The following is a 1628-nucleotide window of genomic DNA, read 5'->3' as shown; positions in this document are numbered from 1 at the left end:
CCTCGGCGGCTTCGGCGGCGGCGAGCTTGTCCGCGGTCTTTCGGGCCGCGCCGAGCTCCTTCGGCTCCTCGGCCGACGCGTCCAGAGCGGGCGGTCCGGGCCGATGAGCCCCACCGCCCGCCTGATCTCCGCCGGAGACAGATGCGCGTAGCCGAGCACCAGCCGTACCGACCCGTCGTCCGGCGGCGGTGCCCCGTAGTGCGACAGCGGACGCAGCTCCACCCCCGCTCCCACCGCCCGCGCAAGGAAGCGCGGCTCCGGACCGTACCGCTCGGGCAGCCGGACGATGGCGTGCAGACCGGCGGCGATCCCGGTCACCTCCGCGCCGGGGAAGTGCTCCGCGAAGGCGGTCACCAGAGCGTCCCGCCGTTCGCGGTACGCGCGCTGGCAGCGGCGCAGCTGCCGGTCGTAGCCGCCGTTCACGATGAAGTCCGCGAGCAGCGCCTGGTCCAGCGCCGGATTGCCGAGATCCATCGTCCGCTTGCGGGATGCGGCCTCCTCCACGAGCCGGTCCGGGAGCACCAGCCAGCCGAGCCGCAACCCCGGCGCGAGGGACTTGCTGACCGAACCCGTGTACGCCACGCGGTCCGGATCCAGACCCTGCAACGCGCCCACCGGCGCCCGGTCGTAGCGGAAGTCCCCGTCGTAGTCGTCCTCGATGAGCAGACCGTCCACCCCGCGGGCCCAGTCCAGCAGCCGTGCGCGGCACGGTGCGGAGTACGCGATCCCGGAGGGGAATTGGTGCGAGGGCGTGGTGACGACGGCCCGGACCCCCGACGCCGTGAGCGCCCCGGTATCGAGCCCTTCCGCGTCCAGCGGCACCGGCACGGTCTCGACCCCGGCCGCCCCGAACAGCGCGCCGTGCTCCGGGCTGCCCGGCTCCTCGACCCCCACGGTCCGCTCGTCCCGCCCGCGCAGGATGAAACCCAGCAGGGTCATCGCCTGGGCGACACCGGAGCAGATGACGATCCGCTCCGGATCGGCGACAACGCCCCGGCGGCGGCCGAGCAGTTCGGCGACGGCGCGGCGCAGCTCGGGCAGCCCCCGGGGGTCGGGATAGCCGAGCGCACTGTGCGGCAGGCGGGCCAGGACCCCGCGGTACGTGGCCGACCAGGCGGCGCGTGGGAAGAGCGCCAGATCGGGGGTGCCTGGCCGGAAGTCGGCCACCGGTCCGGCCCCGGCAGAGCCGCCCGCGGGTGCACGGCGTACGTCGGGCCGGGCGGCCTTCCCGACCCAGGTGCCCGCGCCCCGGCTGCTGCTCAGGTACCCCTCGGCCGTCAGCTGCTCGTACGCATCGGTGACCAGCCCCCGCGAGACCTTCAGGTCGGCCGCCAGATCACGGCTCGACGGCAGTCGTGTCCCGGCGGGGAGCCGACCGGATCTCACCGCGTCGCGCAGCGCGGACTGCAGGATCCGGCCGCGCTGTCGCGGTGGCGCGCCCGCGGTCGGCAGCAGCAACTCCCAGGCGGCGGTCCACTCGCTCCCGCGGCCTTCGTCCGAAGTGGTCCCCGAAGTGCTCATCGAATTGGACCTTAAGACGTCATCTCATTTGGATGGTTCGGTAGGCTGTCGGTCGTGGTGGGGATCGTTGAGCGGCTGGTGCCGGACGAGTTGTGGGAGTTGTTCCA

Annotated in this window: 1 protein-coding gene; it reads right to left on the bottom strand. The window is 73.6% G+C overall.

What is annotated here, in order from left to right; translation table 11 throughout:
• Window positions 1–1521: PLP-dependent aminotransferase family protein (locus ABZW18_RS34695; RefSeq protein ID WP_356195495.1), on the bottom strand; the 1521-nt coding region annotated here is incomplete at its 3' end.
• Between the last annotated feature and the right edge of the window lie 107 nt (window positions 1522–1628).

The sequence above is a fragment of the Streptomyces sp. NPDC004647 genome, from assembly GCF_040609575.1.
Taxonomy (GTDB): Bacteria; Actinomycetota; Actinomycetes; order Streptomycetales; family Streptomycetaceae; genus Streptomyces.
Note: the sequence above shows the minus strand (reverse complement) of the source record. Positions and strands in the feature narration are given on the sequence as shown.